This is a genomic window from Streptomyces sp. NPDC054956 (genome assembly GCF_053609185.1).
In genome coordinates this window covers 1-7,863 of record NZ_JBSGXB010000331.1, presented here as the reverse complement: position 1 = coordinate 7,863, position 7,863 = coordinate 1, and the positions used below count along the sequence as shown (strand labels likewise).

Sequence of the window (7,863 nt, the reverse complement as noted above, 5' to 3'; positions counted from 1 at the left end):
CCGCCGAGGTGTTCGCCCTCGCCAACCGCGAGACCGGGGGCCGCGCCGGCTACCAGGTGCAGTTGGCGGGCCCCTCGCAGGGCGCGGTCACCACGTCGGCCGGGGTCCGGCTGCTGACCGACCTCTCCTTCGCCGAGGTGGACGGCGTGCTGGACACGCTCCTGGTACCCGGCGCGGTGGACATGCTCCCGGAGGGCCCGGTCGCCCGGGTCGACCACGAGGTCGTGGAGTGGGTCAGGACGACCGCTCCGCAGGCCCGCCGGGTGGCGTCGGTGTGCGTGGGCGCGCACCTGCTGGCCGCGGCCGGGCTGCTGGACGGGAAGCGGGCGACCACCCACTGGTCGACCGCCGCCCAACTGGCCGCCGAGCACCCGGCGGTGACGGTGGACGCCGACCCTATCTTCGTGAGGTCCGGGAAGGTGTGGACCGGCGCGGGGATCAGCGCGTGCATGGACCTCGCCCTGGCGATGGTCGCCGAGGACCTGGGCGAGACCGTCGCCCTCGCGGTGGCCCGGCAGCTGGTCATGTACCTCAAGCGTCAGGGCGGGCAGAGCCAGTTCTCGGTACCGCTGAGCCGGCCCGCCGGGTCGCGGCGCGACATCGAGGAACTGCGGACGTACATCGCCGAGCACCTCGATGACGATCTGTCCGCGACGGCACTGGCCGAGCGGATGTCCCTGAGCGAACGGCACTTCGCGCGGATCTTCCGCAAGGAGACCGGCACCAGCCCGGCCTCGTACGTCGAGGCCGTCCGGGTGGAGGCGGCCCGCCGTCTGCTGGAGAGCACCGACGAGCCGTTGGACCGGCTCGCCGCCGCCTGCGGATTCGGCTCCGTGGAGACCCTGCACCGGGCACTGCGCAAGCAGATCGACACGACGCCCGCCGCCTACCGCCGCCGCTTCCGCACCACCGCCGCCTGACCCGGGGCGCCCCGCGCCCCTCCCCCTCCTCCAACTCCGCCTCCTCCCACTCTGCCTTCGCCGACCCCTCATTCACCGATCCCGGGTACGCGCACAGGCCGTGCGGCTTCGCCATGCCCGTTTCCTCCCCTTACCGCTTCCACGAAAGGCCCCTGCCATGACCCGGACGACGACCACTCCGACAGCCACTTCGACGGCCACTTCGACGAGCGCCTCTCCGAAGCTGCGCGAGATCTTCGGCCTCGACTCCACGCTCCCCCGGCTCGCCGACACCACCCTCGTCATGATCGATTTCCAGAACACCTACACCTCCGGCGTGCTGGAACTGGAAGGCGTACGGGAGGCCCTCGCGGCCGGTGCCCGGCTGCTGGCCGCCGCCCGCGCCGCCGGGACCCCCGTGGTCCACGTCGTGAACGACTCGGGCCGCAACTCCCCGTACGACATCCAGGGCGAGAGCGGTGCCATCTGCGCGGAGGTCGCACCCGTCGGCGGGGAGCGGGTCGTGGTCAAGGAGTTCCCCGACGCCTTCCACGACACCGATCTGGAGAAGGTCCTGCGCGAGCTGGGGTCGGGCACGGAGCTGGTGCTGGCCGGCTTCATGACCCACATGTGCATCGTCTTCACCGCCCACGGGGCCATCACCCGCGGCTACCGGCCCACCGTCGTGGCCGAGGCCACCGCCACCCGGCCGCTGGCCGGCCCCGACGGCACCGTCGTCCCCGCGGCGGCCCTCCAGGCCGCCTCACTGGTCACGGTCGCCGACCGCTTCGGCGCGGTCGCCCCCACGGTCGACGCCCTCACCGGCTGAGGCCTCCCGGCCGCCACCCCCACCCCGCACACGGGAGGCGGCGGCCCCATCCGTTCCGCGTCTCGCCGTCCGGGCAAATGCGCTGGCACCGAGAGTCCGCGGGCGCGGAGACTGGGGCGGTGAACGCCCTTCCATCGTTGCCCGGGTCGCCGTCTTCGGCCGTTCCGGACCCGCGTGCCCGCGGCCTCGTCCTCGACTACGAGGGCATGCACGAGCTGGTCGCCGGTCTGGTGCTGCCCCGCGGGGCGTCGATGTACCTCATGAGCACCCTGGAGACCTCCCGCGAGCTCATCCGGCACTCCTTCTACCGGTACGAGTTCGCCACCGTCGCGGCCACCCACGCCCTGCTCGCCCTGGAGCACGCCCTGGCCGAGCGACTCGCCGTCGACGAGCCGCTCGGGGAGCTGATCGAGCGGGCCGCGGGCGCGGGGATCGTAACCCCCGGGATCGCCGAACGGCTCGACCGCGGCCTGCGGCTGCGCGACGGGCTCAGGCGGGGCGCCGTGACGAGTTCCGCCCTCACCCCGGCCGGGGCCCTCGACATCGTGCGGGCCGTCTTCGATGCCGTCTCCCTGATCCTGGACCAGTCGTCCACCGCGGAACCCGCGGCCGCCCAGGCGGCCGCCCACCCGAGAGGCGACCGGCCCGCTGACCGACTGGAGCGTCTGATGGAGGAGCATCGGAACGCCCTGTTCCCCGACGGCTGGCGCGGCGAAGACTTCGAGGGCGCGGACCTGGTCCTCCTCGACGCCGATGTCGCCGGTCTCGTCCAGCGGGAGTTGAACGGCGGACTCGACGCGGACGGCGCCGCACTCCTGTGGGCGTGCGTAGCCGACCTCGACAAGTGCATTCCCCTGATCAACGAGGAGTACGGCGCGGCCTACTTCGGCAAGCTCCGTACTCTGGCCAGGGCCGCGGCCATGCGCCACGTCCCCACGGCGACCCGACCGCCGCACCGTGGACATCCAGTGGCCCCCGCGCCGCGATCCACGGGGCGCCGGGGGCCGGACCCCGCTGAGAGCGGGGGCCGCCCGTGCTCCGTACCGCCACGTGGGGAGCGGTGCGGAGCCCGGGCGGTCCGGGGTCAGCGGTCCTGCGAGAGCTCGTACAGTTCGGCGAACGTACCGCCCAGGGCGGTCAGTTCGGCGAACGTGCCGGTCTCCGTGACGCGGCCCTTCTCCAGCACGATGATGCGGTCGGCCAGCCGGCAGTTCTCCAGCCGGTGCGTGACGATCATGGTGATCCGGTCCTCCTTCATCTCCCGGAGCCCCGTGAAGACGCGGTGTTCACCGCGCGCGTCCATCGCCGAGGTCGGCTCGTCCATGATCAGGAACCGGGGCCGGCGGTGGAAGGCCCGGGCGCAGGCCAGGCGTTGCCACTGGCCGCCGGAGGGTTCGTGGCCGCCCCACAGGGAGCGGGCCAGGAGGGTGTCCAGGGCCTGCGGGTATTCCCGTACCTCCTCGCGCAGACCCACCGCGGTCAGTGCTTCCCAGACGGCCTCTTCCCCGCGTTCGCCGGGCTGGCCGAGGGTGACGTTCTCGCGGACCGCGAAGGGCCACTGCGCGTAGGACTGGGCGACCAGGCCCACATGTGTCCACAGGGTCCGCTGGTCGTGGACCCGGGTCGGCACCCCGTCCCAGTACGCCTCCCCCTCGCCCGGCACCGTGAGGCCGGTCAGCAGACGGATGAGGGTGGACTTGCCGGCGCCGTTCTCGCCGACGACCGCCACGATCTCGCCCCGCGTCAGCGACAGGCTGACCGGTCCGAGCGCCGGCGTCGTCCTGCCCGGGTAGGTGTACGAGGCCTCCTCCAGGCTGACCCGCTCCGGCGGCCCGGCCTCCACCGGGCCGCGGACGGCGCCCAGTTCGCGCGCCCGGTCCACGAAGAGGCGGTAGTCCTCCAGGTAGAGGGCGTGCTGGAACATGGCCGCCCCGTACACCACGAGGCTGGACAGCGCGGAGGCCGAGGTCCGCATGGCGACGATCGCGGTGCCCGCCGCCGCGAGGGCCATGGAGCCCGTGAGGACGAGCGCGGCGAGCGCCGCCCACGTACCGGCCTGGAAGAGGCCGCCGAGGGCCGCGGCGAGCAGCGAGACGCGCAGGTAGCGGGGAGCGGAGCCGACCATCTTGGCGTCGATGCGGGCGCAGACGGCGGCGTACCAGGCGTGCGCGTAGGGGCGCATGGAGTTGCAGCGCAGCTCGTCGCCGAGCTTGTGGGTGGTGAGGTACCAGCGCATCATGCCGCGGATGTTGCGCGAGGCGATCGTCTCGTTGTGGAGGGCGTAGTCCAGGCGGGCGGCGATGACGGCGCCCATGCCGCGGGGCACGACGCACAGCAGGAGCAGCGGCATCAGGACGGGGTGGACGACGGCGAGCACTCCGGCGACCGCGACGAGGTTGACCAGGCCGTTGGTGAAGGCCATGGCGTCCTTGACGAGCATGGACGAGCGGGCGGCGCCGATCTCGGCGGCCTCCGACCGGTCGGAGAACGCGGGCTCGTCGTAGGCGGAGACCTCGACGTCCATGTGGGCGTCGACCATCTCCAGGTCGGCCGTCGTGCTCAGCCGCGGGGTCAGCCGGCGGGCCGCGCTGCCCGCGGCGATCTGGGCCGTCGTTCCGGCCCCGGCCGCCACCGCCGCGATCGCCAGCGGCCAGGCGGCGGCCGTGATGCGCCCGCCGGCGTCGCCCTCGGCGAGCAGCGGGCCCATCGCGTCGGCGACTCCGGCGAGGCCGGCCGCCGTACAGGCCCCGGCGAGGATCTGGCCGGCCAGCAGCCAGGTCACCGAGGCGCGGTCGATCCGCCAGGCCATCCGGGCGGTCTGGGCGAGCGCGGCGGGCAGCCGCGCGGCCATCTCCCGGAGCGAGAGGTGCTCCATGACCCGCTGGTGCGCGCCCCAGGCGAAGGTGAACTCGGGCGGGTCGGCGACCTCCGGTCCGCGGGGCGGAGGCACCGTTCCCCGTGCCGTGCGTTCCGTCTTCTCAGCCACGTGCGGCTCCTTCACGTCGTCTTCGAACCACGGCGGTCCCCCGCGCGGACCCGCGCCACGGCATGGCGGAGCGGGGCCGCGAAGCGCCCTGGGGAACCGTTGAGTGAGGGAGTACATCCGAGCCCGGAGGGCGGAGTAACGAGAACAGGCCTTCGTGACGGCCCGGTGCCCCCGGCCGCGCGGGGGGTCCCGGGCAACGGTCCGGGGCCCGCCGGGGGGCGAGAACGGCCGGATACCGACGGAGCGCGCGGGAAACTCCTTGCACTCCCCCGGCCCGTGCCGGGAGGGTCTCGGGGGTCGGCCGGGGCGGGCGGTGCCCGGTGGGGCGACGCGTCGGCGCGGCGACGGGATGAAGTTTCCCGGAGTTTCGCCGGGGCGACGTACGCCGCGAAACGGACCGTCGTACGAAGCCTGCAGACTGCACGGGTACGGGCGGGAGTTGGCCCCCCACCAGTGGAAACGGGAGCTCGGATGGAAGAGTTCGGCCGGCGCCGGTTCCTGGCCCGGACAGCCGGGGCCCTCGGGAAGGCCGGGGCCCTGGGGGTGGCCGGGGCCACCGGCGTCAAAGCCCTCACCGGCATCGCGGCGGCGGCCACCGGCGCGGCGCGGGACCGGGCGAGCGCGGCGGGTTACGTCGAGGTCCAGCTGCTCCACATCACCGACCTGCACGGCTACCTCACCGCTCCCCCGGCCCGGGACGCCGTCATCACCGGCGCGGGCGGCCGGAAGTACACCGTCGGCGGGGTCTCCTACATGGCCACCCACCTGGCACGGTTGCGGGCCGGCCGGGCCAACTCGATCTTCTTCGCGCCGGGGGACCTCTTCTCCGGCTGGGAGTACCCCGCGTTCACCCTCGCCGACGAGCCCACGATCGAGGCCCTGAACCGGCTCGGACTGGACTTCGCGACGGCCGGCAACCACGAGTTCGACCGCACGCCCGGCTTCCTGCGCCGGCACATGGAGGAGGGCCTCCCCTACGAGGGGGCCGGGACGACCAACACGTTCCCCGATGCGAGCGGCGCCCTCTTCCACGGCGCCGACTTCCGCTACTACAGCGCCAACGCCGTGGCCACCGGGACCGGCGAGACGGTGCTGCCCCCGTACAACATCGAGTGGGTCGACGCCCCGGGCGGACGGCGGCTGCCCATCGGCTTCATCCACCTGACCGTCGTCGGCACCGAAACCCTCGGGAACTCCTTCCAGCCCGGCCTCGCCACCCTCGACGAGCTGTCCGCCGCCAACCTCTGCGCCGCCCGGCTCAAGCAGCTCGGGGTGCGCGCCATCGTGCTCAGCATGCACGACGGGGCGGTGGCGGGCAGCGACTTCGATTCCGGCGAGGAGCCCAGCGGTCCGGCGTACGAACTGGCGCTGCGGGCCTCCCCGGACATCGACGCGATCGTGACGGGGCACTGGCACCACGCGTTCAACATGATGCTGCCCGATCCCCTGGGGCGGCCGAGGCCCTTCGTGGAGGCCGGCTGCCACGGGCAGATCGTGGGCGAGATCGTCCTGCGGCTCGACGCCGACACCGGTGCCGTCGTCCGCGAGCTCACCACCTCCGTCAACCACCCCAACACCCGTGACGTGCAACCCGATCCGGTCCTCAAGGAGGTCGTCGACCACTGGACCGGCTACGCGAGCCGGCACGGGGCGGCGGTCATCGCACGCCAGCGCGCCTCCTTCAGCCGCCGCCTCTCGCCGGCCGGGGAGTCCACCATGGGCAACCTCGTCGCCGACTGGGCGCTGTGGGAGGCCGGGCAGGCACCCGATTCCTTCGACACCAGCCCGCGGCCCGCCCGCTCCGGCGCGGACCTGGCGCTCATCGCGGTCGCCCCGCGCGTCGGGCGCAGCGTCATCAACACGGACCTGCTCGCCGGTCCCGCCCTGGACGACCCGGTCGCCTTCGAGCGGGCCTGGAAGGCCGTCGGCTACGGATGCCCCCTGGTCAGCGCCGAGGTGAGCGGGCGGCAGATCCACGACGCGCTGGAGCAGCAGTGGGCGCCGAACGGTTCCGGGGTGCTGACCTACGCGCCGCTCGCCGTCTCCGGCAACGTCCGCTACTCCTTCGACGCGTCGCGTCCCGCCGGGGACCGGGTCGCGCCGGGCGACGTCCTCATCGACGGCGCCGCGCTGCGCCCGGAGGCCTCGTACCGGGTGGTGACCACCTCGTACACGCTGACCGGGCAGGACGGTTACCCCGCGCTCGGCGGGTACCGGGAGCCGGCCCGCCACCGGCGCGACGCGGAGGGCTTCCCCGCGTACGTGGCGGCCCTCGGCACCCTGAGGGCCGTCTCCACGGGCCGGGTGAGCGCGAAGAACGCGGCGCTCCTCGCGCCCTGGGAGGAGGGCCTGCTGGTGGCTCCGTCCGATCCGGTGGAGGCGCTGGCGACGCCCGTCGCGGCCGAGGAGGAGGCCGCCCGGGACGCCGGCCGCCGGCCGGTCTGCTGACCCGCGCCCGGGGACGTACCGGCGGTGCTCAGGGGCCCAGCGGGAGGGTGGCCACCAGCCGGGCGCCCTCCGGGGAGTCCCGGACGGTGAGGGTGCCGCCCAGCCGGACGGCGATGTCGCGGGCGATGGCCAGGCCCAGGCCCGTGCCCCCCTCGTCGCGGGCGCGGGCGTCGTCGAGCCGGGTGAAGCGTTCGAAGACCCGTTCGCGGTCGGCCGGCGCTATGCCGGCGCCGTCGTCGAGGACCTCCAGTACGGCCTCGCCGCGGACCTCGTCGACGGCGAGGACGAGCACCACGCCCTCCTCGGCGTGCCGCCGCGCGTTGTCCAGCAGGTTGGTGACCAGCCGCGACAGCCACGTCGTGCTGCCGCGCACCGCGATCCCCGGCGCGATGTCGGCCCGTACGGGCACCCGCTCGCCCTTGCGCGGACGCGCGGCCTCCCGTACCACCTCCGTGAGGTCGACCGCGGCGGCCGGCGGCGGCTCCGAGGTGTCGAGCCGGGCCAGCAGGAGCAGGTCGGCCGCGAGGTCCTGGAGCCGTACGGTGTCCTCCAGCGCGCCGCTGACCAGCTCGCCCCACAGGGCCGGTTCGGGGTGGGCCTGCGCCACCTCCAGCTGGGTGCGGAGCACGGTGATCGGGCTGCGCAGCTCGTGCGAGGCGTCCGCGATGAACCGGCGCTGGCGGATCCCGGCGGCCTCCAGC

At 74.1% G+C, this 7,863-nt stretch carries 5 protein-coding genes; 3 read left to right on the top strand and 2 right to left on the bottom strand.

Annotated elements, in window-relative coordinates; genetic code table 11:
- Together ACWGDE_RS33090 and ACWGDE_RS33085 are read left to right on the top strand one after the other, a co-directional pair.
- Positions 1 to 920, top strand: a 920-nt coding sequence (locus ACWGDE_RS33090; RefSeq protein ID WP_453392742.1) for a GlxA family transcriptional regulator, incomplete at its 5' end; no start/stop codon positions are given.
- Positions 921 to 1,077: 157 nt separating this feature from the next.
- Positions 1,078 to 1,728: an isochorismatase family protein gene (locus ACWGDE_RS33085; RefSeq protein ID WP_453392741.1), complete on the top strand. Its 651-nt coding sequence runs from the start codon at positions 1,078 to 1,080 to the stop codon at positions 1,726 to 1,728.
- Between the two features lie 1,084 nt (positions 1,729 to 2,812).
- Here the strand turns inward: ACWGDE_RS33085 and ACWGDE_RS33080 are convergent.
- Positions 2,813 to 4,714: an ATP-binding cassette domain-containing protein gene (locus ACWGDE_RS33080; protein ID WP_453392740.1), complete on the bottom strand. Its 1,902-nt coding sequence runs from the start codon at positions 4,712 to 4,714 to the stop codon at positions 2,813 to 2,815.
- 471 nt (positions 4,715 to 5,185) lie between these two features.
- On the opposite strand from ACWGDE_RS33080, the gene ACWGDE_RS33075 reads away from it, so the two are divergent.
- Positions 5,186 to 7,162 carry a bifunctional metallophosphatase/5'-nucleotidase gene (locus ACWGDE_RS33075; RefSeq protein WP_453392739.1) on the top strand — a complete coding sequence of 659 codons (1,977 nt, stop codon included), beginning with the start codon at positions 5,186 to 5,188 and terminating at the stop codon, positions 7,160 to 7,162.
- Positions 7,163 to 7,190: 28 nt separating this feature from the next.
- Here the strand turns inward: ACWGDE_RS33075 and ACWGDE_RS33070 are convergent.
- A partial coding sequence (locus tag ACWGDE_RS33070) for a sensor histidine kinase (RefSeq protein WP_453392738.1) occupies positions 7,191 to 7,863 on the bottom strand: 673 nt, incomplete at its 5' end.